Source organism: Streptomyces sp. NPDC058239, from assembly GCF_042882185.1.
GTDB lineage: Bacteria > Actinomycetota > Actinomycetes > Streptomycetales > Streptomycetaceae > Streptomyces.
Map to the genome: position 1 here is coordinate 47,566 of NZ_JBHVWS010000038.1, position 23,027 is coordinate 70,592.

Annotated in this window: 16 protein-coding genes and 1 pseudogene; 10 read left to right on the forward strand and 7 right to left on the reverse strand. The window is 68.1% G+C overall.

From position 1 onward, the window contains the following. Positions 1 to 295 precede the first annotated feature (295 nt). The 5 genes from ACFVYE_RS31730 (at position 296) to ACFVYE_RS31750 (ending at position 7,654) form a co-directional block, all read left to right on the forward strand. The gene (locus tag ACFVYE_RS31730; RefSeq protein ID WP_383973700.1) at positions 296 to 1,309 is read left to right on the forward strand and encodes an ABC transporter permease; all 1,014 of its coding nucleotides are present in this window, start codon (positions 296 to 298) and stop codon (positions 1,307 to 1,309) included. Between the two features lie 82 nt (positions 1,310 to 1,391). Further along, positions 1,392 to 2,252, forward strand: coding sequence for a carbohydrate ABC transporter permease (locus ACFVYE_RS31735; protein ID WP_383973711.1), 861 nt, complete (start codon positions 1,392 to 1,394; stop codon positions 2,250 to 2,252). A 52-nt stretch (positions 2,253 to 2,304) separates the two neighbouring features. Next, entirely contained in the window at positions 2,305 to 3,978 is a 1,674-nt protein-coding gene (locus tag ACFVYE_RS31740) for an extracellular solute-binding protein (RefSeq protein ID WP_383973702.1), read from the forward strand. Then, on the forward strand, positions 3,975 to 5,441 hold the full coding sequence (locus tag ACFVYE_RS31745) for a M1 family metallopeptidase (protein WP_389607821.1): 1,467 nt from the start codon (positions 3,975 to 3,977) through the stop codon (positions 5,439 to 5,441). The genes ACFVYE_RS31740 and ACFVYE_RS31745 overlap by 4 nt, the downstream gene beginning before the upstream one ends. Beyond that, complete coding sequence (locus ACFVYE_RS31750) at positions 5,438 to 7,654, forward strand: right-handed parallel beta-helix repeat-containing protein (RefSeq protein WP_389607822.1); 2,217 nt, start codon at positions 5,438 to 5,440, stop codon at positions 7,652 to 7,654. Before ACFVYE_RS31745 ends, ACFVYE_RS31750 begins: the two co-directional genes overlap by 4 nt. 64 nt (positions 7,655 to 7,718) lie before the next feature. Here ACFVYE_RS31750 and ACFVYE_RS31755 read toward each other — a convergent pair whose 3' ends face one another. Beyond that, the gene (locus tag ACFVYE_RS31755; protein ID WP_389607838.1) at positions 7,719 to 8,741 is read right to left on the reverse strand and encodes a LacI family DNA-binding transcriptional regulator; all 1,023 of its coding nucleotides are present in this window, start codon (positions 8,739 to 8,741) and stop codon (positions 7,719 to 7,721) included. A gap of 246 nt (positions 8,742 to 8,987) precedes the next feature. On the opposite strand from ACFVYE_RS31755, the gene ACFVYE_RS31760 reads away from it, so the two are divergent. The 4 genes from ACFVYE_RS31760 to ACFVYE_RS31775 all read left to right on the forward strand — a co-directional run bounded on the left by ACFVYE_RS31760 (position 8,988) and on the right by ACFVYE_RS31775 (position 14,919). Continuing rightward, entirely contained in the window at positions 8,988 to 9,851 is an 864-nt protein-coding gene (locus ACFVYE_RS31760; protein ID WP_383976649.1) for an ABC transporter permease, read from the forward strand. Between the two features lie 38 nt (positions 9,852 to 9,889). Further along, positions 9,890 to 10,909, forward strand: coding sequence for an ABC transporter substrate-binding protein (locus ACFVYE_RS31765; RefSeq protein WP_383976651.1), 1,020 nt, complete (start codon positions 9,890 to 9,892; stop codon positions 10,907 to 10,909). Then, positions 10,906 to 11,727 carry an ABC transporter ATP-binding protein gene (locus tag ACFVYE_RS31770; protein WP_389607823.1) on the forward strand — a complete coding sequence of 274 codons (822 nt, stop codon included), beginning with the start codon at positions 10,906 to 10,908 and terminating at the stop codon, positions 11,725 to 11,727. The genes ACFVYE_RS31765 and ACFVYE_RS31770 overlap by 4 nt, the downstream gene beginning before the upstream one ends. A gap of 390 nt (positions 11,728 to 12,117) precedes the next feature. Further along, positions 12,118 to 14,919 carry a hypothetical protein gene (locus tag ACFVYE_RS31775; protein WP_389607824.1) on the forward strand — a complete coding sequence of 934 codons (2,802 nt, stop codon included), beginning with the start codon at positions 12,118 to 12,120 and terminating at the stop codon, positions 14,917 to 14,919. On the opposite strand, the gene ACFVYE_RS31780 is transcribed toward ACFVYE_RS31775, so the two are convergent. The 4 genes and pseudogenes from ACFVYE_RS31780 to ACFVYE_RS31795 all read right to left on the reverse strand — a co-directional run bounded on the left by ACFVYE_RS31780 (position 14,909) and on the right by ACFVYE_RS31795 (position 17,439). After that, positions 14,909 to 15,100 (reverse strand): hypothetical protein, encoded by a 192-nt coding sequence (locus tag ACFVYE_RS31780; RefSeq protein WP_389607825.1) that lies wholly within the window; start codon positions 15,098 to 15,100, stop codon positions 14,909 to 14,911. The genes ACFVYE_RS31775 and ACFVYE_RS31780 overlap by 11 nt on opposite strands. Next, entirely contained in the window at positions 15,097 to 15,723 is a 627-nt protein-coding gene (locus ACFVYE_RS31785) for a hypothetical protein (RefSeq protein ID WP_383976656.1), read from the reverse strand. The genes ACFVYE_RS31780 and ACFVYE_RS31785 overlap by 4 nt, the downstream gene beginning before the upstream one ends. A 119-nt stretch (positions 15,724 to 15,842) precedes the next feature. Continuing rightward, a pseudogene (locus ACFVYE_RS31790) lies at positions 15,843 to 16,513 on the reverse strand (DUF4158 domain-containing protein); the annotation flags it as partial. A gap of 200 nt (positions 16,514 to 16,713) precedes the next feature. Continuing rightward, the gene (locus tag ACFVYE_RS31795; protein WP_389607826.1) at positions 16,714 to 17,439 is read right to left on the reverse strand and encodes a TetR/AcrR family transcriptional regulator; all 726 of its coding nucleotides are present in this window, start codon (positions 17,437 to 17,439) and stop codon (positions 16,714 to 16,716) included. A gap of 149 nt (positions 17,440 to 17,588) precedes the next feature. Between ACFVYE_RS31795 and ACFVYE_RS31800 the strand changes: the two genes are divergently transcribed. After that, a complete protein-coding gene (locus ACFVYE_RS31800; protein WP_389607827.1) occupies positions 17,589 to 18,536 on the forward strand; it encodes an NAD-dependent epimerase/dehydratase family protein in 948 nt (315 codons plus the stop codon). 61 nt (positions 18,537 to 18,597) lie between these two features. On the opposite strand, the gene ACFVYE_RS31805 is transcribed toward ACFVYE_RS31800, so the two are convergent. Continuing rightward, on the reverse strand, positions 18,598 to 19,455 hold the full coding sequence (locus ACFVYE_RS31805; protein ID WP_383973857.1) for a sugar phosphate isomerase/epimerase family protein: 858 nt from the start codon (positions 19,453 to 19,455) through the stop codon (positions 18,598 to 18,600). A gap of 14 nt (positions 19,456 to 19,469) precedes the next feature. Then, positions 19,470 to 22,952: a ThuA domain-containing protein gene (locus ACFVYE_RS31810; RefSeq protein WP_389607828.1), complete on the reverse strand. Its 3,483-nt coding sequence runs from the start codon at positions 22,950 to 22,952 to the stop codon at positions 19,470 to 19,472. Positions 22,953 to 23,027: the final 75 nt, after the last annotated feature.

Sequence of the window (23,027 nt, forward strand, 5' to 3'; positions counted from 1 at the left end):
CGCTACCGGAATGAGCCGGTGCCTCTTCGGTGGTTCGCACCCTGCCTCCGGATAGTAATCGCGTTCTATGGAATGACCGGAACGCTAAGGAGCACGACGGCCGACCGTCAAGCTCACAGCCGCCCCAACTGTCCAGTTGAGAAGCATTTTTGTTGATTCGTTGAGCTGGATTCGATGGTGAGAACATCGCGTCTCAACGACATTTGCCCGGATCTCTTGACGCTTGGGTTAACCGCTTACTAACTTGCGGCCCCAGAAGGCTCACCATGCGCCACCCAGCCGAACAGGACGCACCATGGCTGAAACAGCACCCCCGTTGCCGCGGGAGAAGCGGCGGCAGAAGGCTGAAATACCCTCCCCGCCCGCTGCCCAGGCCCTCGTCGCACAGCACCGGCTGACGCTCTGGCAGCGGATCAAGCGGGACCGGGTGATGCTGCTGCTCACCCTGCCCGGCCTGCTGTACTTCGTCGTTTTCCACTACGTACCGCTGCTCGGCTATGTCGTGGCGTTCCAGGACTACCAGCCGTATCTCGGCTACATGCACAGCGTCTGGGTGGGGTTCGCCAACTTCTCCGCGGCGTTCGGTGAGCCGGCCTTCTGGTCCGCGACGTTCAACACCCTGGAGATCGCCCTCGTCCAGCTGGTGTTCTTCTTCCCGGTCCCGGTCGCCCTGGCCCTGCTGCTCAACAGCATCGCCAGCGACCGCATCAGGCGCTTCGTGCAGAGTGTCGTCTATCTGCCGCACTTCATCGGCTGGGTCATCATCGTCTCGATCTTCCAGCAGATCCTGGGCGGCGCAGGGCTCCTGCCCGACGTACTCGGCGGTCTGGGGCTGCCGCGCTACGACATGATGAGCGACCCCGACGCCTTCCCCTGGCTGCTGACCCTCCAGGTGGCCTGGAAGGACGCCGGCTGGGGCACGATCATCATCCTCGCCGCGCTGCTGAACATCGACAGACAGCAGTACGAGGCCGCCGCGATCGACGGCGCGGGCCCGCGACGCCGCCTCTGGCACGTGACCCTGCCGGGCATCGCCCCCGTACTCATCCTGCTGCTCATCCTCAACCTCGGGCAGATCCTCTCCGTCGGCTTCGAGCAGATCCTGCTCCAGCGCGACGCGGTCGGCCCGGACGCCGGCGAGGTCCTCGACACCTACGTCTACTACCACGGCATCAAGGACAACGACTGGGGCGTCGCCGCCGCCGTCGGGCTCGTCAAGGCGGTCATCGGCACCGCACTCGTCCTGGGCGCGAACAAGTTCGCCCACCGACTCGGCCACGAAGGGGTGTACCGCGGTGCTGACCGCTGAGAAGAAGCGCGCCACATCGGAATCCACCGCACCGGCGCCCCGGACCGCCACCGCCCGGAAGTCCGACGGCCGGCCCCCGTGGATGGAGCGGCCGACCCGCATCGGGCAGATCGCCAAGGCGGTCGCCGTCGTCGTGGTCGTGCTCGCCGTCGCCTACCCGCTGGTCGGCGTCATCGGCACGAGTTTCGCCTCGCAGACCGACATCATCAAGAGCTCCGGCCTCGTCCTGTGGCCGGACCACCCCACCCTGGACGCCTACCGCACCGTCTTCACCGGCGGAGTCGTCACCCGGGCCCTGATCGTCTCCGTCGGCATCACCGTATTCGGCACCCTCGCCAGCCTGCTCGTCACCGTCGGCATGGCGTACGGACTCTCCCGCCGCGATGTCACGGGCTCCCGCTTCATCCTGATGACGGCCCTGTTCACGATGCTCTTCAACGCGGGCATCATCCCGAACTTCCTGCTGGTCAAGGGACTCGGGCTGTACGACACCTACGCGGCGCTCGTCATGCCCACCCTGGTCAGCGCCTTCAATCTCGTCGTCCTGCGGTCCTTCTTCATGAATCTGCCGGAGGAGCTGTACGACGCCGCGAAGGTCGACGGCGCCGGAGACTTCCGCATCCTGGTGCGGATCGTCCTGCCGCTGTCCAAGGCCGTCCTCGCCGTGATCAGCCTCTTCTACGCGGTGACGTACTGGAACGCCTTCTTCAACTCGCTCCTGTACCTCAACGACTCCGACAAGTGGCCCCTGCCGATGGTGCTGCGCACCTATGTCCTGCAGGGCCAGAGCCTGAACGCAGCGTCGGCCGGCGAGGTCCTCGCCCCGCAGCAGGCCGTGCAGATGGCGGTTCTGGTGATCGCCGTCGTACCGATCCTCTGTGTCTATCCGTTCCTCCAGCGCTACTTCACCAAGGGCGTGCTCACAGGCGCCATCAAGGGCTGAGCGCAGCCACCGCCCCCCACTCCTTCCTTCCCCTCTTCCCAAGGAGATTCAGGTGTCGAGCTCCACCCCCATCAACCGCAGAGCACTGTTCCGCATGGGTGCGGGCGTCGGTCTGGGACTGGCCGCCGCCCCGCTGCTCGCCGCCTGCGGCGACGGCGGCACGACCGCGAAGGCGGAGGCCAAGAGCGCCTCGCTGCTCCCCGACACCGCGGTCCGCAACATCGGCCTCAAGCCCGACCTGGCGGGTACCGCGGCCGGTGTCCCGCAGGGCTACTTCAGCTACCCGGCCAAGCCGCTGCGGGCCACGAAGGGCACCCCGCTCAAGGGCGCCGAGCCGATCAGCGCGACGATGGAGACCTTCTCCCCGCCGCCGCCCGCCCGCGGCAAGAACGCCGCCTGGCAGGAGATAGAGAAGCTCCTCGGCGGTCAGGTGAACATCACCGCCGTCCCCGCCGACGACTACGGCACCAAGTTCTCCACGATGGTCGCGAGCGACAGCCTGCCCGATCTCTTCATGTACCCCGAGGTCGGAGGTGTCGACAACAAGGCGGCCTTCCTCCAGGCCAAGTGCGCCGACCTGACCCCGTACCTCGCCGGCGACAAGATCAAGGACTACCCGAACCTGGCCGCGGTCCCGAAGGGCGCCTGGCAGGCCGCGATCTTCGGCGGGAAGCTGTACGGCATCCCGATCGCGCGCACAGGCACCGGCGGCGCCGGCTTCTACCGCCACGACCTGTTCGAGGAGGTCGGCGTCACCGACCTCGCCCAGATCTCGGACCTCGACAGGTTCGTCGAGGTCTGCAAGGAGCTGACCCGGCCCAAGAAGGACCAGTACGCGATCATCGCGGGTGCCACCACCATGCTTGCGATGTCCGCGGGCGCGCCCTACTACTGGCGGCTCGACGCCAAGACCGGCAAGTTCACCACCGACCTGGAGACCCCGGAGTACCGCAAGGCCGTGGAGACCGCGCGCGAGCTGTACAAGGCGGGCTGTTTCTATCCGGGAACCCTGCAGATGTCCGGGGCGCAGAAGGCCCAGTACACGGACATGTTCAAGAACGGCAAGGGCGCCTACGTCTACGACGGCATGCCCACCTACCTGGCGCCCGGCGTCGGCTACATCGCCTCCATGCAGGCGATCGACAAGAAGTACGACCCGCGCCCCTTCGTCCCGTTCGGCAAGGACGCCATCGCCTGGATGGACAACGTCAAGCTGGAGAACACCCATGTGAAGAAGGCGTCCGGGGACCGGGTCAAGGAGATCCTGGCACTCGCCGACTTCGCCGCGTCGCCGTTCGGCAGCCAGGAGTACACGCTGATCAACTACGGCGTCGAAGGCAAGGACTTCACCCGTGACGCCAAGGGCAACCCGGCCCTCACCAAGCAGGGCACCCAGGACGTCACCGTGCCGTGGAAGTTCATGGCCTCCGCCGTCCCCGCCATCTTCAGCGCCGACTCGGAACAGGGCGTCCGCCACGTCCACGACGCCTTCACCAAGATGATTCCGATCATGGAGCAGGACCCGACCCTGCAGTACTCCTCGCCCACCTGGGACTCGAAGGGCTCCGGCAGCCTCTACACGTTCAAGCAGGACGCGCTCAAGGACATCATCTCGGGCCGCAAGCCCATGTCCGCCTATGACCAGCTCGTCAAGGACTACCTGGCCAAGGGCGGCGAGCAGGCCCGCGGCGAGTTCGAGGACGCCTTCCAGAAGGGGAAGAAGTGACGACGCGACGCTCGGCCCTCAGACTCGGCGGCGCGGCGGTGGCAGCGGCCGTCGCCGTACCCGCCCTCGGCTCGACCGCCGTCGCAAAGCCGCACGGCTTCGACCCGAAGCCCGGCTCCGACGGCGTGGGCGACCCGCTCTTCCCGACCCTCGGCAACGGCGGCTACCAGGTCGTGCACTACGACCTCACCTTCGACTTCACCCCGGTGACCTACGACTTCACCGCCGTCGTGAAGATCAACGCCAAGGCCACCCAGGACCTGTCCGCATTCAACCTGGACACCGACGGCCACACCGTCGACTCCGTCACCGTCGCCGGCCGCCCCGCCACCTGGGAGCTCTCGCCGGGCAAGAGCGGCCAGGAGTTCACCATCACCCCTGCTCGCCCGCTCCACAAAGGGCAGGCATTCACCGTCGAGGTGCGCTACCGGGGCAACGGCAAGGCGCCCCGACTCGGACTGACCGGCTGGAAGTTCGGCACCGACGGCGGCTTCGCCTCCGCCGCCCAGTCCTCCCGTGCCGACACCTTCCTGCCCTGCAACGACACCCCGTCCGACAAGGCGACGTGGACCTTCCACATCAGCGCCCCGCAGGGCTATGTCGCCGCCGCCAACGGCGAACTGCTCCACAAGACCCCGCGCGCCGACGGTTCCACCGTCTGGCACTTCGCCCTGCGCGAGCGCATGGCGACCGAGCTCATCGGCATCGCCGTCGTCAAGGGCACCTATCTGTACGGCACCAGTCACCGTGGACTGCCCCTGCGGCACATCGTGCCGCAGGGGCAGGAGGACAAGTACGGTCCGGTCGTCGCCCGTACCGCGGACCATCTGGCCTGGCTGGAGGCGAAGTTCGGCCGCTACCCGTTCTCCGTCTACGGCGTCCACATCTACGACGGCTACACCGACGCCCTGGAGAACCAGACTCTCTCCCTGTTCTCCACCAACTGGTTCAAGCTCAACGCCAATGGGCAGCCCGGCTACGAGACCACCATGGTCCACGAGCTCGTCCACCAGTGGTTCGGCGACTCTGTCACCCCGAACGACTGGCAGCAGGCCTGGCTCAACGAGGGCCCCGCCGTGTACTACGCCGGCCTTTACGGCGAGGAGCGCGGCTGGTCGGTCTTCGAGGACAAGATGAAGGCCACGTACGCGAAGCTCGACGCCATCCGCGCCGCCGACGGCCCGCCCGGACTTCCGAAGGCGCTCGGCGGCACCAATATCTATGACGGTGGCGCTCTCGTCCTGTACGCCCTCAGCCTTCAGATCGGTCAGCGGCGGTTCGACCGGGTCATGCGTGAGTGGGTGAAGCGCTTCAAGGACTCCACCTACACCAGCGAGACCTTCATCCGGCACACGGTGGACGTCACCGGCGACAAGTCCCTCGACCCGTTCCTGCGCGACTGGCTCTTCGGAGCCGTGAACCCGCCCATGCCCGGCCACCCCGACTGGAAGGCCTCCGCGTGACCCGCCGCTCCCTGAACGCCGTACGAGGATCCGCCGCTGCCGCCACCGCCGCCTTCCTGGCCGCACTCCTCGCCGCCCCGACCGCCCAGGCCGCACCCGGTCCCCGCACCCTGTACGCAGCCCCGGACGGACACGGCACCTCCTGTACGGCCGCCCGCCCCTGTACCCCGGAAGGCGCCCGCGACCAGGCCCGCACCGAGAGGGGCCGCGACGTGCGCGTGCTCCTGAAGAACGGTACGTACAAGCTCGACGAACCCATCGAGCTAGGCGCCGCCGACTCCGGGAAGGACGGCCACACGGTCACCTGGACCGCCGCCCCCGGAGCCCACCCCGTCCTCTCCGGCGGACAGGACATCACCGGCTGGCGGCAGAACGCAGACGGCACCTGGACCGCCGACGTACCGGCCGGCGTCACCCCCCGCCAGCTCTTCATCGACGGCAGACGCGCGACCCGCGCCCGAGGTGCGGCCTGCGCGGCGAGCACCTGCGACGCCACCAGGACCGGCTTGACCGGCGCCACGGCCACCGGGATCGACCGGTGGCAGCGCCCCACCGACGCCGAAGCCGTCATCCGGGTCCGCTGGCGCAACTATCACTGCCGGATCACCGGCGTCAGCGGCGACGTCATGACCTTCGCCCAGCCCTGCTGGACCAACTCGGCGAGCGGCACCGACCGCACCGGACCCGCCTGGGACTCCACCGCGGTCGACTCCACCCGCTACAGCGGCGTCGCCTTTTTCGAGAACGCCCCCGAACTCCTCGACCAACCGGGCGAGTTCGTATGGAACTCGCAGAACCGCACAGTGATGTACCTGCCGCGCAAGGGCGAGAACATGCACCGCGCGCAGGCCATCACTCCGCACACCGAACAGTTGCTCGTCCTCGACGGTGCCCACGACGTCACCGTGGACGGGATCGGCTTCGCGTATGCGGCCTACAGCCAGCCCGACACGGAGGAGGGCTACGCGGGCATGCAGGCCGGTCTCACCCTGACCGGAGCCACCGGCCCCGTCGACCATGCGGGCCGCTTCTACACCAAGCCGTCCGCCGCGGTCACCGTCCGCGGCGGACAGCACATCAGCATCGAGAACGCCCGGTTCAGCCGGCTCGGCGGGGCGGGCGCCGTCCTCGAAGCGGGCACCAAGGACAGCTCCCTGACCCGCTCGTCCTTCACCGATCTGTCCTCGGGCGCGGTGTACGTGGGCGACACCGAGCCGATGCCCGGGACCGCGCTCGCGGGGGAGCGGAACACGATCGCGTACAACACCATCACCCGCTCCGGCGTCGAGTACACCGACTCGGTGGGCATCTGGGCCGGTTACGAGGCCGAGCTGACCGTCGACCACAACAGTCTGGACCACCTCCCGTACTCCGGGATCTCGGTCGGCTGGGGCTGGAACCAGCCCGAGGCGCAGAAATCCGTGCTGCGCGACAACAAGGTGACCGGCAACCGCATCACCAATGTCATGGAAGTCGCCCAGGCGCAGCACGACGGCGGCGCGATCTACACCCAGGGCGCGCAGCCGGGCACGGTCGTCTCCGGCAACTACATCAACCGCTCCGCCTTCGGCAACACCGAGCGCGACGGCAACGGCATCTACCTCGACGAACAGTCCTCGCACATCGCCGTCGAGAAGAACGTCATCACCCGCATCGGCTACAAGTGGGTCTCGAACTGGGCGGATTACGGCATCCAGAACACCGCACGGGGCAACTGGACCGACACGGCGGCGCCGGCGCTCGCCGGCAACGGCTCGGTCATGAAGGAGAACCTCACCGGTCTGGACCGACTGCCGGCCGAAGCCCTCGCCGTCGCAGCCCGGGCAGGCGCCCACGGCGGCCCGGTCGAGCAGCTGCGGACCGACCTGGCCCGTACCGGCACCGCGACCCAGTCCTCCACCGAGGGCGCGGCGGCCGCGGCGCTCGCGGTGGACGCCGACACCAACACGGACACCCGCACGCTGTCCGAGGCGGGCGCCTGGTGGCAGATCGACCTGGGCAGCGAACAGCGCATCCGTCAGATCGAGATCTGGAACAACTCCTCCTCCACGACGGCCGACTTCGATGTCGTCACCGACGACGCGACGGTCCACGTCAGCGGGAAGGCGCTGCGCCCGACGGTCCTGAACCTGGACAGCCGGACCCGTACGGTGAAGATCGTGACCTCCGGCACGGGACGCGTGGCACTCTCCCAGGTGCTCGTCCACCCGTAGTGGTCAGCCTTCCGTCGCCGGGCGAATCGCGATGGAGGACACCTCGGCACCCGAACGCCGCCGGTCATCCGACCGGCGGCGTTCCCGTGCTGGCCCGCACCACCACCTCTCCCGTCACCCGCACCACCCGGGCCCGCCGCCCCGCGGACCGCTCCCGCAGCGCCAGTGCGATCACGTCCTCGCCCATCGAGGTCAGCGGCAGCGCCACCGTGGTGAGCGCCGGCGACAACTCCCGTACCAGCGGAATGTCGTCGAACCCGGCGAGCGAGACATCCTCGGGTACCCGCAGCCCCTCCTCCCGCAGCGCGGCGAGCGCACCGACCGCCATCACATCGGTGACCGCGAACACACAGGTCGGCCGCGGCCGGCCGCAGGCCAGCAACCGCTGGGCCGCCGCATACCCGCCGTCGCGAGTGAACGCGCCCTCCACGACCCGGGCGAGCCCGATTCCCGACTCCGCGAGCCCTTCCCGGAAGCCCGTGAGCCGGTCGGAGACAGTGGTCAGCGCGGGCGGGCCGGTGAGCACCGCGAACGTGCGGTGCCCGAGCCCCACCAGCGTCCGGGCGAGCGCGGCCGCCCCCGCCCGGTTCTCCGGCTGTACGGTGTCCACCCGAAGGCTGCGGTGCCTGCTGACGACGGCCACTCGCCCCCCGCCCCGTACGTACGGCTCCAGTTCGGCATGCAGGGACCGCTCCCACGCCCGGTCCTGGAAGCCGGAGCCGATGAGCAGGATCGCCCGGGCGCGCTGAGCCCGCAGCATCGAGACGTAGGCGATCTCCCGGGCGGGTTCCCGGAAGGTGGAGGCCAGCATCACCAGCAGATCCTGCTCGGCCGCGGCGCGCATCACACCACTCGACACGGCGGCGAAGTACGGATCACTGACGTCATGACAGATGACGCCCACCGTGCGGTTGTTGGTCGAATTGGCGAGTGCCTGTGCATGGGCGTTGGGGATGTAACCGAGCCGGTCCGCCGCCGCCCGTACCCGCTCCCGCAGATCGTCGCGTACCCGGACCGTGCCGTTGAGGGCGCGCGAGGCGGTGGCGGGGGATACCCCGGCCTCCCGGGCCACGGCGTCGAGCGTCACATGCGCCGCTGCGGGAAGGCCGCCGCGCGGCTGCGGGTGGTGCGGTGTTCCCCGTTCCCTCAACTCGACCCCCAAGGGCGCGGTGGTGGAAGGCCCCGAAACTTGTCGACGACCTATTGACCGTGCGTACAGGCAGTCATTAGCGTGGCGAAAACCTTATCAGAAAGCGCTTTCTGAAAGCGCCTTCTCGTCATCGCAGGATCGCACAGCTCTCCACAACTGCACCCGAAGCGCAGGGAGTTCACAGTGAGCCAGAGCGCGTTGACCAAAAGTCCCCCCGAAGCGGAGGGAGTTGTCCGGCGGGCCGGACCCTCGGCGGGGGAGCGCTTCGCGCGGGCGGCCGAGCAGAGCTGGCGGCCCGTCGCCCTGCTGCTGGCCTGTTTCGCCGTCTGGTGGGTGATCTCGGCGGCGGAGCTGGTGAAGCCGTATCTCGTACCGTCGCCCGCGGCGACCCTCGATGTCCTCACCGGCAAGGCCGGCTATCTCTGGCAGCACACCTGGGTGACCACATACGAAACGCTGCTCGGCTTCCTGATCGCCGTGGCCGTCGGTGTACTGGCGGCAGTCGTCATGGTGTACTCCTCGACCGTCGAGCGCACGCTCTATCCCATTCTGCTGTTCGCCCAGGTCGTACCGAAGATCGCGATCGCGCCGCTGTTCGTCGTCTGGCTCGGCTTCGGTATCGAGCCGAAGATTCTCATCGCCGTGCTCATAGCCTTCTTCCCCGTCGTGATCTCCATGGTCACCGGCCTCAAGGCGGTCGACCCGGAGATGCTCCAGCTGTCGGCGACCATGGGCGCGAGGCCCTGGCAGACCTTCCTCAAGATCCGTTTTCCGGCCTCGCTCCCGCACCTCTTCTCCGGGCTCAAGGTCGCGGTCACCCTGGCGGTCACCGGTGCGGTCGTCGGCGAGTTCGTCGGCGCCAACGAGGGCCTGGGCTATGTGATCCTCCAGGCCAACGGCAACCTCGACACCCCGATGCTCTTCGCCGGGCTGCTCGTGATGTCACTCATCGGTGTCGTGCTCTTCGTCGCCGTCGAGATCGCCGAAATGCTGCTGCTCCCGTGGCACGCCAGCCGCCGGGACGCCTCCGCCACCACCACGTACTGACTCCGTCGTACCGACTTCGTCGCGAGAAGGGCCAGCCCATGCATGCGCGCAGACTCCTGATCGGTGTCGTACCCCTCGTCCTGGTGGCCACGGCCTGCGGTGGCAACGACGCGTCGTCCACCACGAGCGACTCGGGCAAGAAGCTGGACAAGGTCACGCTGACGCTCAACTGGTATCCGTACGGCGAACACGCGCCGTTCTACTACGGCAAGCAGCAGAAGATCTTCGAGAAGCACGGCATCGACCTGAAGATCCAGGCGGGCCAGGGTTCGCAGAAGACGGTGCAGGCCACCGCCGCGGGCCAGACCGACTTCGGCTGGGCGGACACCCCGGCACTGCTCGCGGGCGTCGACCAGGGAGTCCAGGTGAAGAGCCTCGGAGTCTTCCTCCAGACCACCCCGGCGTCGGTGCAGTCCTTCGACGCCCAGGGCATCGAGTCGCCTGCGGATCTCAAGGGAAAGACTATTGCGGGGACCGCGGGTGACGCGCTCTCCAAGACCTTCCCGATCTTCCTGAAGAAGAACAACCTCGACGAGTCGGACGTCAAGGTCCAGAACACCGACCCGGCGGGCAAGATCGCCGCGGTGATCTCCGGGAAGACCGACGGACTCCTCGGCTATGCCAGCGACCAGGGCCCCACCATGCAGGACAAGGCCAAGAAGCAGGTCTCGTATCTGCGTTTCTCCGAGAACGGGCTGAACTTCTACTCCAACGGTCTGCTCGCCGGACAGAAGATCCTCGCCACGAAGTCCGAACTCGCCGGACGCATGGTGCAGGCGGTCAGCGAGTCGTGGGCGGCCGCCGAAAAAGCCCCCGGGCCGGCGGTCGCGGCGATGGACGGAGCCTCGGAGCAGCTGCCGCCGGCCACGGTCCTGGCCGAGCAGTTCAGGACGACGCTCACTCTGCTGCACACCTCGTCGACCGAGGGGAAGGCGCCCGGAGTGAACAACGAGGCCGACTGGCAGCAGACCATCGACGTCTTCGCCGAGGCGGGCATGGTCAGCAAGCCGAAGGCCGTCGCGGACTACTGGGACGAGAAGACGGCGCTGAAGGGATGACGATGCCGAAGCAGCACACGACGCGGACCAGGGCACCGGTTCCCGCCGCGGCGGCGGTCGGACTGTCCGACGTGGTGGTCCGGTTCCGCAGCAGGAAGCGCGATGTCACCGCCTTGCGCGAGGTCTCGCTCGATGTGGCGCCCGGTGAGTTCGTGGCGATCGTCGGACCGTCCGGATGCGGCAAGTCGACCCTGCTCAAGCTGGTCGCCGGACTGCTGAAGCCGTCCTCGGGCGAGGTCCGGCTCGGCGGCGAGCAGGTCGACGGGGTGCGGCACGACATCGGTTACGTGTTCCAGCGCGCCGCCCTCCTGGAGTGGCGCTCGGCGCGCCGCAACATCCTGCTCCAGGCCGAGATCCGGAAGATGCCGCCGGCGCAGGCGCGCGGCCGGACCGACGAGCTGATCCGGATGACGGGCCTGGCCGGTTTCGAGGACGCGTATCCGCATGAGCTGTCCGGTGGAATGCAGCAGCGTGTGGCGTTGTGCCGGGCGCTGCTGCACGAACCCCCGGTGCTCTTGATGGACGAGCCGTTCGGCGCGCTCGACGCGCTCACCCGCGAGCAGATGAACATGGAGCTGAACCGCATCTGGCGGGAGACCCGTACCACCGTCCTGCTGGTCACCCACTCCATCTCGGAGGCTGTCTATCTGGCCGACCGCGTGGTGGTGATGAGCCCGCGCCCCGGCACGATCTCCGAGATCATCGAGGTGGGGCTGGACGCGGAACGGGAGTACGGCGAGACGCTGGGACGCCCGGAGTTCCGGGACGCGGCCGCCCACATCCGCGACCTGCTGGGTGCGGCTTCCGCGCACGACTGACGGTGTCGGGGTCTGAGGAACATCCATGTCAGAGGCTTCACCTGTGGGAATAGGGACTCTCAGACGTCTGCCGGACAGTAGGGTTCAGGGAGCGGCGGGAACCTGCCAACGTGGCGCGAACAAGCTTGATTGAACGGGGAATTGGGATGGGAATGAGGAAATAGGGAATCGGGACCATCACGCCACGACCCAGTGGGGTCACCCCGGTCCCCGGGACTGGGGGCAGACGTGGACGCACGGGACAGCGCATCAGTACCGTCCGAGCAACCACCTCCGCAACCACCGCTTCCCCCGTACCCTTCGTTCCCACCACTTCCCCCGCAGGCGCCGTACCTCTCGCCACCGCCAGCGGGCAGTCGGGCGTCCCGGGCGGCTGGAGCGCTTGTCCGGTTGATTAAATCCCGTCGCTGGTACTGGCGTTGGGGCGTCCTGGCGCTGGTCATGGTGCTCGTCGCCGGCCTGATGACCTTTGTGCTCTGGCCACGCGAGAAGACGCCCCCGCAGCTGGCCTCGGCGGCCACGAAGAGCCTGCGTGCCTGGCGCGGGGTCACCTATGCGGGGACCACGGTGAACGGCAACGGCGCGATCATCGGCTTCCGTCTGACGGTTGCCCGCGACGGCACTGCGTACGGAACCCTGAGCCGTGACTCGGGGGCGTACGCGGAGCTCGCTGTGAGCCCCGAGCGAACCCTTCTGCGCGGCAACAGCCAGTGGTGGTTCGAGCACGAGCCGGGCAGCGCCGAAGCGCTGGCCAACACCTGGGTGGCCGACCCGCCGCAGGGGGTGATCGGCCTGGCCGAGCTGTCCCGGATGACTCCGACGGCGCTCGCCGACGCCCTCTCGGGCAAGGACACCGACGGTCCGTCCGGGCGGCCGTCCACGTGGCGCCAGAGCGGGGCCACGTCGGTGAACGGCCGTCCGGCGAAGGTACTGACCGACGGCACCCTGCGCATCGTGGTGAGTGCGTCCCCTCCGTATCAGCCGCTCTCGGTCGGCCTGCCGGGTTCCGCTGGATCTCAAGGAGCCGCCACACCCGAACCTGCGCCGGACGCCTCGGATGCGCGCACTGCCGTCTTCCGCTCCGGCCCGCAGGACGGTGCCGCACGGTCCGCGGGCCCTGTGCAGTCCGCAGGTCACGTGCCGGCGGCGGCCGGTGAGCCCGCGCCCGCCCCTGCCCTGTCGTCCGCGGTCAGCGAGCCCGACAGGGCCCAGGTGCAGAGCACAACGGAGAACGTACGCCGGGTCGACACCTCGCAGGAGCAGGCCGAACCGCTGAGCCAACGTGTGGCGGCCCAGACGGACGTGGCCGTACAGCTCTCGACATCGTTCTGCAGCACTCCGAGCTGCCCGGCCACCGTGAACGTGACCAACCAGGGCACCGCTCCGGCCAGCGGCACGGTGATAGTGACCGTAGCCGGACAGACGCCCCTGAACAGTCCTGTTTCCGTGCCTCCCGGCGGGAACCGCACGCTGACGGCTACGGCGACGAACACTGCACCGCCCGGCCAGACGATCCAGGTGAACTGGTCCGCGGTCTTCTACGAAGCGAGCGTCATGGGCGACGACCCGGCGCTCGTCAAAAGGCTGATGGGCCGCGGTTTCAAGCTCAATGAGCCACTGGGCGACCAGCGGGCCAACGACAGCAAGGGCAAGCCCGTCCTGCAGCTCCTCGACGCCATGACGGCCGACATCGGTCCGCGGACCAGCCCCGAGGTCCGCGAGAGCCGGCTCAGCAATGTCGGCAAGACGGTGGCCAATCTGAAGCAGCAGGGAGCGTTCGAGCCGTTCTACGACCTAGCCGTGAACACCGACAACCTGAGCGTTTCCGGCGAGAGCGGCATTGCCGAACTGGCAGCCAAGACAGCCCAGCTCTCCGGCTCCGACCGGCGGACGCTGCAGTATGCGAGCGATCTGGCGCGCGCGGGGAACAAGGTCGTCTGGGGCAACACCTACAAACCCGAGGGTTCCACGGACGGGTACAAGGCCGACCTCCAGAACCTGACCGGCAAACAGACCATCCAGCGCAAGGCCGTGTCCGGGGGCACGGACGCGGTCGTGAACGACTTCGCGGCGGCGATCAACGAACTCTCCGGTACCGGAGTGGTCCCGCCCGGCTTCGACAAGGTCGCCTGGATCGACATCGACCCGAACGCCTCCACCGTCCTGGCCGGCAGTGACCGGCAGGCACTGGCGAAGGAGTTCAAGAAGCTCAAGCTCGACAAGTACTGCAACGGCGCGGGCGGGCCCGCTTTCGACGCGGCCGTGTTCACCACCTATCCGCCCGGCCCGGACGGCTCCCCGCAGCGTACGAACAGCGTGTTCACCTGCAACGAGCTGCTGAGCAGTGCCGTCGACCACCACAAGTACATCCAGGACGAGATGGTCTGGAAGGCCAACAACGACCCGGTCTGGTACTCCGACAACTACATCAGCGACGGCCGCCGACAGAGCATACACACCACGGAGAACGGCGTCGCGCTGCCGAAACTCGCCAAGGACAACGAGAACCACTGGATCTCGAAGGACAAGCTGCCCTCGGCCCCCGGTGCGAAGCTGTCCACCGCGAAGTTCGTCGGCCCGGGCTCGGTCGGTGACGGAAAACGGAGCGACCTGCTCAACAAGTTCGCTGACCATCGCAAGACGTCGCTGGATCTCACCAACGCGGAGCGGAAGTTCCGGAAGAGTCGGAGCGTGGCCAGTGGGCAGACACACGACAAGGCATTGCAGCACTACCGGAAAGAACTAGGCGTCAAGCCCAACAACAGCTCCATCTCCGAGCGGCTCGGCGAGAGCGCGGCACGCTACCACGTCATTCCGGAGGAATTCCCGGGAGCTCAGTGGATCCCCCTGCCCAAAACCCCCAATGGTGCCGATAGGTTCGACCAGCTGTACCTGCTCAAGGACGGCACGCTGCTCGTCGTCGAGGCCAAGGCGCCATCGAGCGACCTCGGCTGGCGTCAGGGGAAGGGCCGTCACAAGAACAAGATGGTCCAGCAGATGACCAGGGAGTACGTGGAGACGATCATCGAGGCGATGAAAGAGCGTGCGCCGAAGTCCCCGCGGGACGGCGAGCTGGCGGACGACCTGAAGGAGGCGCTGGACCACGGCAAGCTCCGCTACGTCCTCGTGAAGGCAAAGGATGGCGGCAGCTCCTACGCGGGTGGCACCCTGCAGGAAGGCGTCATCTACTAGCCCGGCGCCCGGCGTCGACGAGCCGGTGCAAAAGCGCGGCCCGGCGGTCGGGGTAGGCCGGACGGCTGTCGGCGTCGGAGCCGGGACCGTGGTAGTGCTCGGCGTCGTTGAGCAGACCCACCAGATCCGCAGCCAGCACCCTGTCCACCTGCGGCTGGGAGGAGGGCGGGGCGCCAGTCACGACGGCTTCCCGGCGAGTGCGGCCAGACGCTCCATCTCGTCCAGGCCGTCGTTGCAGCACTGCCCGCACACCAGCCGCCGGGCCTTGGGCCGCTCGGACAGCCGGATGTCGAACGGCAGCCGGGTCTCGTCTTTGAACTCACGCAGGTCGTAGTCGCACTCCGCGCAGACGAGCCGGGCGGCGCGAGCCTGCTTCTTCGACCAGGTGGGCCACTCCGCCGACAGGGCCAGCTCGGCGATGGCCATGCCATCGGCGCGGGGCTGGAACAACGTGAAGTCCCAGCCGGGGGCATCCTCGGGGATGTCGGCGACGGTCTGTTCAAGCGACGGCATCCACGGCACCAGGTGGGACAGGTCCTTGCGCAGGATGCGGACCTCCTCGCCTTCGCGCATGGCCTTGCTGTAGGAGGTAGCGAGCGGGAAGCGGAATGCGGTGACGATCGTGTGCGGGACCTGGAGCACGTCCAAGTCCCGGCTGATGTCGACTGCGGTGGCTTTCCACTCGCCGCAGTTGACCTCCCGCCATATGGCCAGCCCGTCCTTGTTCAGCTTCCCGGACGCGTTGACCGTGCTGACGATCCGCCGCTGTGCGGCCCGTACCTCCGGCGCGACCGCTACCGCCATCTCCGTCTCCCTGTTCTCGTCGGCACCCGCTCACGGGTGCTGACTTGTGCTGGTCAACGAACCCGGCCCGGAGAAGGGCCGGTGCGACTTTCTCCGGTTGGCCGGGCCGTGCTGGGCGTACGTGGAGGCATGATCCGCACCGGCCCGCGCCGCAGCCGGTCCAGCTCCGACACCCGCTCACCCGGCGGCACCGTCAGCATCGAGTCCAGCACCGCCCGCTGCCCGACACTCAGCAGCCCGTACAAGGTGTCCCACAGCCGCTGGTTCGCCGCTTCCCGCACTGTGCCCACCAGTCGGGCCAGACGGCTCGCGCCCGGCAGCAGCACCCGGCCCCCGCGCAGCCAGCCGCCGCCGCGTCGAACAACGCCTTCGGCCCGTCCCCCGTCGTCCACGCCCGCGCGTCCAGCCAGGCGACCAGCTCGTCGCGGACCTCGGAAAAGTCCCGCCAGCCCCCGGACTCCTGGATCTCCCCGGCGTGCGTACGGGCGGTGCCGTCCCGCTCGCCGTACAGCTTCAGGCACGAGGCATCCTCGATCTCCAACTGACCGGCCAGGTACTCGGCCACCTCCGCCGGCACCTGCCGCGGGTCCGGCATGAACCGGCCCAGGAACCGCACGCTCGTGAGCTGGACCGCGAACCCGAGCCGGTTGTGCGAACGGCGCTTGGCCTGCACCGCCTCCCGGTCCGCGTCGTCCAGGAAGAAGTACCGCTCCAGCTCCGCCCGCGAGGGCGCCTCGTGGAACGACCTGTACCGGGCCGCCTGCTCATCCGTCAGGAACTCGACCGCCACAACAGCTCTCCGAAGATCGACAACAACGACCCACGAAGGCTCCGACGCTCAATCACCCCAGGTCAAAGCGCCAAACAGCCCGGCGAACCCTTAGCGCACGATCTGACACGGATGTTCCTCAGGCCCCGTGTCCTCGGCCGCCGGACGGGCTCGAGGACCGAGCCCGCCCGGGGCGATCGAGGACAGGACGGCTGTTCTGCTCACTCCAGCCCGAACGCGTCCGCCAGCATCTCCGTCTGCGTGCCCAGCAACGTGGCGCCGCTGTGGCCCATGCCCACGAACTGCCCGGCGGCCTCCAGTCCCACGGAACCGTGCAGCTGTGCCCACGCCAGCACCGCACCCGCCAGCGCCTGTGCCGACTTCCCGGTGTCCCCGGCCGCAGCCGGTGCGTACTCGGCCACCCACGCGCCCACAGCCTCGTCCGTGCACAGCCACGCCGTCATCTCTGCCACCACCGCAGTGACCCGGGCTCCCGGTGTCCCGTCGGCGAAGACCGGCAGGAAAGGCCCGAGAACGGCACGGGCCCGGTCCAGAGTGTCGTCCGGAGCGACATAGCCCGGCACGGGTGCGCCCTGGATCAGCAGATAGCGGTGCGGCTCCTCGACCGCCCAGGCCCGATAGGCATCGGCAAGCGTGTGCAGCCGTCCGCGAGGGCCCTGCGAGACGGCTGATGCGCCGGCCGCCGCTTCGGCCATCGCCGCTGCCGCATCGTCGTACGCATCCCGGATCAGTGCGCTCAGCAGATCGTCCCGGCTGGCGAAGTAGCGGTAGAGCGCCGGCCCCGAAAGCCCCATCTCCTTGGCGATACGGGTCAGCGCGAGCGCCCCGGCCCCGCCCTCGGCGAGTTGCTGAAGCGCGACTTCCTTGATCTCCGACCGGGTCTGCTCCCGGTACCGGGCGCGCGGCCCCTGCTCGGCTCGGACCATCACCGGCTCCCCTTCGCTAGATGGACTCACTTCTGTTATGGAGTCTAACAGTGGATCTTGCGATGACTCATTGCGAGAGTTACTGTCTCTAACAGTTGCAAGAAGCAGTAGCGAAAATCCGATCCAGAGTCGAACAAAAGGGGCATGCCATGACCGCAACACATGATCTTCAGGTCGTTCTCGGCGCCGGCCCGGCCGGCACCGCGCTCGCCGTCGAACTGGCCCACCGCGGTCACCCGGTCCGGCTCGTCGACCGGGCGGGCGACGGGCCCGCGATCGAGGGCGTCGAGCGGTTCGCCGCCGATGTCGCGACCGCGGACGGCGCCCGCGCCGCGGCCGATGGCGCCGCCGTCGTGTATCACTGCGTCAACGTCGGCTACCACCTCCAGGTCGAGGTGATGCCACGGATCCAGGAGGCGGTTCTCGCAGCGGCCGAGGCGGTCGGCGCGCGCCTCGTCGTGCTCGACACGCTCTACCCGTACGGCCAGACGCACGGCGCCGTCATGACCGAGGACACCCCCTGGAACGCGACAACCCGCAAGGGCCGGATGCGTGCCGAGCTGGACGCCCGCTATCTCGCGGCGCACAGGGAAGGGCGGCTCCGTGCCGTCCTGGGCCGGTCCGCCGACTTCGTCGGACCCGGCGTCCTCAACTCCACCCTCGGCGGCGCAGTCTTCCCCGCCGCGCTGACCGGGGGAGAGGTCCCGGCCCTCGGTGACATCGATCTGCCGCACAGCTACACCTACATCGGCGACGTCGCCGCCGGGCTCGCCACGCTGGGCGAGAATCCGGACGCCGACGGCCGGGTCTGGCACCTGCCGACAGCCCCGGCACTGACCACCCGACAGATCTTCGCCATGATCGAGGAACGCACCGGCCGCCCCCTGAACATCACGGTCGTCGACGAACCGCGTCCGTTCGGCCCCTTCGACGAGGTATTCATGGCGGAGTACGCCGAGATGTTCTACCAGCACACGGAGGCGCAGACCGTCGACTCGTCGGCCATCGAGAAGGCGTACGGCCTCGTCCCCAACCCCCTCGCGGCCACGGTGGTTTCGACGCTCGACTGGTACGGGGAACTGCTCGCCGCCCGCTGAACGGGCAGCGGCCCCGGGCTGCGGTTCGCGCATCCCGGGGCCGCTGCGTGTGCCGGTCCGCTCAGTACCGAAGCCGGGAAAGATACGTATGGCTCGCGAGCGCCGACGCGAACGGATCAGCCGGCGCGTCGTGCTCCACCAGCCACTGCTTCACACCGCCCTGCCGAGCCGTGTCGAACATCGCCGGGAAGTCCAGCACCCCCGAGCCGACATCCGCGAAGTCCCCGTTCGGCGCCATGTCCTTCACATGGAGTGCCGGGAAGCGTCGCGGATGCCGTACGAAGAGCTCCCCGGGCGCCGAGGCGCCGCCGTTGGCCGCCCAGTACAGATCCAGCTCGAAACCCACCAGTTCCGGGTCGGTTTCGGCGAGCAGGATGTCGTAGAGGCTGACGCCGTCGACCACCTGATGATCCGTCCCGTGATTGTGGTACAGCAGCTTCAGCCCGGACTCGCGCGCGGCGAGCCCCACCCGGTTGAACTCCTTGGCCACTTCCCGGTATCCGGCCGGACTGTGCAGCGAACCCGGCAGGCTGGGTACGACGATCCACTTGCCGCCCAGGGTATGGATGTCCTCAAGGGCCTGGGGGAGTCCGGCCCCTTTCACGATGTCGTAGCCGACATGTTCGAGGACGGCCCGCAGCCGGGTCTCGTCGAGCATCCGCCGGATGTCGGCCGCGCTGTGGCCGTGCCGGCCGCTCACCCCGACCGTGGCATAGCCGATCTCCGCCAGCCGCTCCAGGGTGCCGCTGAAGTCCGTCGCCAACGGCGTACGCATGGTGTAGAGGTGCATGCCGATCGCGGACGGCGGGATGCGCCGGCAGCGGCGGGCCTCGGTGGCGGACGCGGGGCCGGTGCCGAGCCCTGCGGCTGCGGCAAAGCCCACGGCCGTGCCGAGGAAGGTGCGTCGTGTGCGGTCCATGCGGGTCTCCCCTCTCAACTCACGTCGATGCGTACAGAACCGGTGCTGGTGTCGCCCTTGTCGTCGGTGACCGTCAGATGCGCGGTGTACGCACCCTTCCGGTCATAGGTGTGCGTGGCAGCCGCGCCCTCCGCATCGGTGTTGTCGCCGAAGTTCCAGTGGTACGAGGCGATCGTGCGCCCGGCCATCGGCTCGACCACACTGCTCAGTGCCACGTCGAGCGGTGCGGTGCCCGTCGCCGGGGCCGCCTTCACCGCGACCTTCGTGCCGTGCCTCTTCTCGACGCCGGGGCCGTTGAAATGCAGCCAGTCGACCGCGAACAGATCGGCCTTGTCGCTGCTCCACTCCGGGTTGCTGAACACCGCGTACAGCTTCATGCTGCCGCCGGGATCCGTCAGTGCCGTCGTCGGTGAGACGACCTTGCCCCAGTCACCGGTGTTCGGGACGGTCACCTTGCCGAGCAGTGTGCCCGTCGGCGATCCGGCCCGGAATTCGACACTTCCGCCGATCCCGCCGGAGGCCGCACCGACTGTCACCGAGTCGACGTTCTTCAGGTTCACCGGATCGAAGCTGATCCAGTCGCCGTCCTCGATCTCGGTCAGCCGTTTCCCGCCGGAGGCATCGGCCCTGCTCCCGATCACCGCACCGCCGTGCGTACCGCCGGTCGCCGTGAAGTGCTCCGCCTCGCGGAAGGCGGTACGCAGAGTGAGCGAGGTGGAACCGGTCAGCGCGGGTGCGCCCGGAGCGCCCTTGTCCTCGTACTGAGCGGTGATTCCGTAGTACAGGTTCTGTCCCGGACCGTGGCTGTCCCCGGCATCCGTGACGATCTCCCCTGTGCAGCCGGGGTAGTTGTCGAGCGGATGCAGATGGGTGTCATGGCCGAGCTGTGACTGCACGACCACCCGTGAACAGTCGATCGGCCCATTCTTCCCGTCCTCCTTGTCCTTGACCTTGACGGTGAAGGGGATGGTGTCGCCGAAGCTGAACACCCCGCCGTTCGGGGGCTGTTTGATGGTCACCTCCGGACGGGTGTTGCCGACGGTGATGTCCTGCACGGCCTGCGCCGTGAGACCGCCGGGCCCGGTGACCGTGAGCCGTGCGGTGACCAGCCCCTTCGTGCGATAGGTGTACGAGGGGTTCGCGTCGGTCGAGTCGGTGGTGCCGTTCCCGTCGAAGTCCCAGGCGTACGAGACCGGCCGGTCGCCGGGCAGTCCGGAACCGGCGCTGGAGAAGTCGACCGTCAGCGGCGCCGGACCGTTGTCCCGGCTCGCGGTGATCTTCGCATCGGGCAGCCGTCCGTCACCGACGTAGTCGATCCGGTAGATTCCGGCACCCTCGTTGCTGCCACCGCGGCCCGTACCGCTGCCGAGTCCGAAGTCGATGACGTACAGAGCCCCGTCGGGACCGAAGTCGGCATCGAAGGGCTGGTTCCACTGCATGTCCTGGAAGATGCCGTTGACGGACTGGAGTTCACCGGCCCTGACGGGAGCGAACCGCGGATCGTCGAACGTCTGGTCCTTCTGCTGGAAGGAGAACGTCTTGAACCACCGGCGGGTCAGCTCGTAGTTGATCCACTTCCCCTCGAAGTACTCCGGGAATTTGGTGCGGTAGGTGTTGTCCGGGTCGTAGTCGTAGACGGGACCGCTCATCGGGCCGCCCCCTCCGGTGCCGAGCTCCGGGAATTCGGCGGATGCGGAGTAGGCGTACCAGACGGTGGCGGGCTGGGCGGGCGGCAGTTCCCGCAGCCCGGTGTTGTTCGGTGAGTCATTGACGAGCGCCGCGCAGTCGAACTTCGGACCCGACTTCTTCGTCGTGAAGTCGTAGTCGTTGAAGGGGGTGTTGTTGCCTGTGCAGTACGGCCAGCCGAAGTTCCCCGCCTTGGTGATACGGGTGTACTCGACGGTCCCCTCGGGCCCGCGATCGGCGACCGCCTCCTTGGCGTCCGGACCGTAGTCGGCGACCATCAGCGCGCCGCTCAGCGGATCGGTGGTGATCCGGAAGGGATTGCGCATCCCCATTGCGTAGATCTCCGGACGCGTCTTCTGTGTACCGGGCGCGAAGAGATTGCCCTCGGGAACGGTGTACGTACCGTCGTCGCTGGGTGTGATGCGCAGAATCTTGCCGCGCAGATCGTTCGTATTGCCCGCCGTGCCCTGGGCGTCCCAGGCGCGCCGGCCCGCGCCCTCGTCGATCGGGTTGAAGCCGTCCGAGGCGAACGGATCGGTGTTGTCCCCGGTCGCCGCGTACAGATTGCCGGCCTTGTCGAAGGCGAGCGAACCGGCCATATGGGAATTGGCCCGGCCCTCGCCCCGCCAGGTCGGAATGGTCAACAGCCGCTTCTCCGAGGCGGGATCGACCGAATTTCCGGTGACGGTGAACCGGGAGAGATCGAGCTGCTTCTCGGTCTTGTCGGAGTGCAGGAGATAGAGCCAGTTGTTCGTGGCGAAGCCCGGGTCGAGGGCGAGGCCGAGCAGTCCGTCGGACTGGCTGGTCATCTCCGGTGTGTACGCGAAGTCCAGCGCAGTCGACACCTTCATCGTCTGCTGGTCGATGACCTTCAGCTTCCCGGTGCGCTGGGCGAAGAACACCCGACGGTCGGGGGCGACGGCCAGCTCGAAGGGGTCGGCGAGGTCGCTGGTGGCCAGCGCGGTCCGCTGGAACGAACCGGTCCGCGTCGCCGTGCAGTCACCGGGCTTCGCACCCGCGGCCCATTCGATACCGCCGAGAAGGTGCTGGACGAAGCCCTCCTCCTGGAACGCCGAGGACGCGTGCCCGCCTGCGGTGAACCAGGAGCGGCCGCCGTCGTAGTTCTGGCACCAGGACCACGGATGGTCCACGCCCTCGTCGAGCCCGGTGATGCCGTCGCGCACCTTGATCTGCGCGAGGGTATGCACCTTGGAGGTGGGATTGGTGCGCCAGTTGTACCACTCCTCCGTACGCTCCCAGAGGTCCGGAAGGCCCTTGGTGGAGGGGTGCGCGTGATCGAGGACCTTGATCCGGCCGGTCTGCACGGCCGGATGCTGGTCGAAGACGGCACCGGCAAGACCCTCGTACCAGTCCCAGTCGCGCTCACTGGCGGACGCGGCATGCAGACCGACCCAGCCGCCTCCCGCCCGGATGTACTTCTGGAGGGCCGCCCGCTCGTCGGTGTTCAGCAAGTCACCTGTCTCCGGTGTGGAGTTGGTGTTGTTGAACACGACCGCCTGGAAGCGGGCGAGATCGGTGTCATTGAAGACGGCGGAGTCGTCTGTCGCCTCGACCTCGAAGCCGTTCTCGGCGCCGAGCTTCTTGATCGCTTCGATCCCGGCGGGAATCGAGTCGTGAGGGAAGTTGGTGACCTCGGAGTAGACCAGGACCCGGAAGGAAGCCGCGTGGGCCCGGGGCGGCGAGGCCACCAGAAAACCGACGACCAACGCCAGGAGTGCGGTGACGGCGATGAGCGGCGAAGGGAAGCGGCGACCTCGTAACGGGCGGCTCTGCAACGGACGATGACTCATGGGCGCTCCCTGTGCGGTAGATGCCGGCTGTGGGATGTAGAAAGCGCTTTCTGAAGTGCATCGCTCAGAGTAGGT